The sequence below is a fragment of the Daejeonella sp. H1SJ63 genome (assembly GCF_029360775.1).
Taxonomy (GTDB): Bacteria; Bacteroidota; Bacteroidia; order Sphingobacteriales; family Sphingobacteriaceae; genus Daejeonella.
Genome location: NZ_JARKMZ010000045.1, coordinates 1 through 1,595, shown reverse-complemented (window position 1 = coordinate 1,595; position 1,595 = coordinate 1). Strand labels below are relative to the sequence as shown.

The window sequence follows — 1,595 nt, the reverse complement described above, 5'->3', positions numbered from 1 at the left end:
TGATCGTTTTTTGTTTGCCAAAAGTCGTGATTAATGCTGGTGGAATATTATAGGCCTCAAGGTATGAGTAATCGACAGGGTGTTTTTTGTGGTATTTTCGGTTTATTAGATTAGTTTGAGGATTCTTTTCAGATTTACAGTGAATATGGCCAATGCTCCCTGCATTTGCATGCTGTTTATCCCATAAGAAATTGCACGCCCATAACCATGGACGTTTTTGAGTTCGCTGTTCTTCGCTTCGATCTTATACCTTTGTTTTATGTTTTCCTTATAATGATCCGTTTCCTGAAAGGCCATCTGCTCCTTGTGCAGGTCTGATCTTATAGTGACTGAATAGGTTTTGGTCTTTGCACCCGGTTTATAACAGTTCTCTCTCAATGGACAGGTTTTGCATTTTTCTACGTCAAAGTAATAGGTGTCTGCCTGGTTTTTTCCTCTATTCTTTTTCCCCTGGCGGGCTTTCCGGATGGCCAGGTGGCCTGCCGGGCAGACAAACATACCCGCGTCCTTATTGTAATCGAACTTGTCTTCTTCCTTTCTTGAACCTTGGGTTATGGCAGGGGTCAGTCTGGCTACGACATTGATGTCCTGCCCGGCCGCTATCGCAAGGTTTTCCTTCCCAGAATAAGCCGCATCCCCAATAATTGTGTTTACTTCAATGCCATTGTTTTGACTGATCTCCAAAAGTCTCGGAAGCTCCGGGCCATCCCCTTTTTCTCCTGAGGTGACCACAGCGGCCGTAATGATACGTTCTTCTGTCATGGCCAAATGGGTTTTGTAGCCAAAGAATGAGCTATCAGCTGTTTTATGACCGGTCCTGGCATCTTTGTCCTTGGAGAGCGTATAATTTTCCTCCGTATCTTCAACGGTCTCCTTCAGCAGGTTTAGTTTCTCTTTGATCGCTGGGATAGAACTTAACGTTTGATTCGATCCGATGCGCTTTTCAAGTTCCCTACAATAAGCCAGCTCCTTTTCCAGGTCATTGGAATCATTCTTTTCCGGCATGTCACCTTTCATATCTTCGTCTATCGTATAAACCGTTTTCCTGAGCAGTTTTGACCGTTCTCTCAATACCTCCAAAGCTGAATAAGGATTTGATCTGGAAAGCGAGTGCGTGGCATCGACAATTATAGACCTTGACCGGATTATACCCTTTTCAATAGCAATGGACACCGTTTTGCCAATCAACAGATTTAACAGATCGGTATCCTTCAATCGTAATTTTCTGAACTTTGTAAGCGAACTGGAATTGATAACTTCCTCCTCAGGCGACATCTCCAGGAAATATTTGAAGGACATATCATATCTAGAACGCTCAACGATATCAACATCTGAAACGTTATAGATCGATTTCAACAGCAAGTATTTGAACATGCGTATGGGGCTCTCTGCCACACGACCATTATTGAGGCAATATTTATCTACCAGTTCTTCGTGGATAAATGAAAAATCTATCAGTTCGTTGATCTTGCGGAGAAGGTTATCCTTAGGTACAATCAGATCGTACAATCCTGAAAACGTACTGAATTGGATCTTTTGTTGTTGTGCTAACATCTAAAAAGGAGTTCTTGTTCTCCTTGAAAATACAAAAAAAG

1 protein-coding gene is annotated in these 1,595 nt (G+C 42.3%); it reads right to left on the bottom strand.

Annotated features, from left to right (window positions below; all coding sequences use genetic code 11):
• Positions 1–105: 105 nt before the first annotated feature.
• A complete protein-coding gene (locus P2W72_RS15640) occupies positions 106–1,554 on the bottom strand; it encodes an IS1182 family transposase (protein WP_276364563.1) in 1,449 nt (482 codons plus the stop codon).
• Positions 1,555–1,595: the final 41 nt, after the last annotated feature.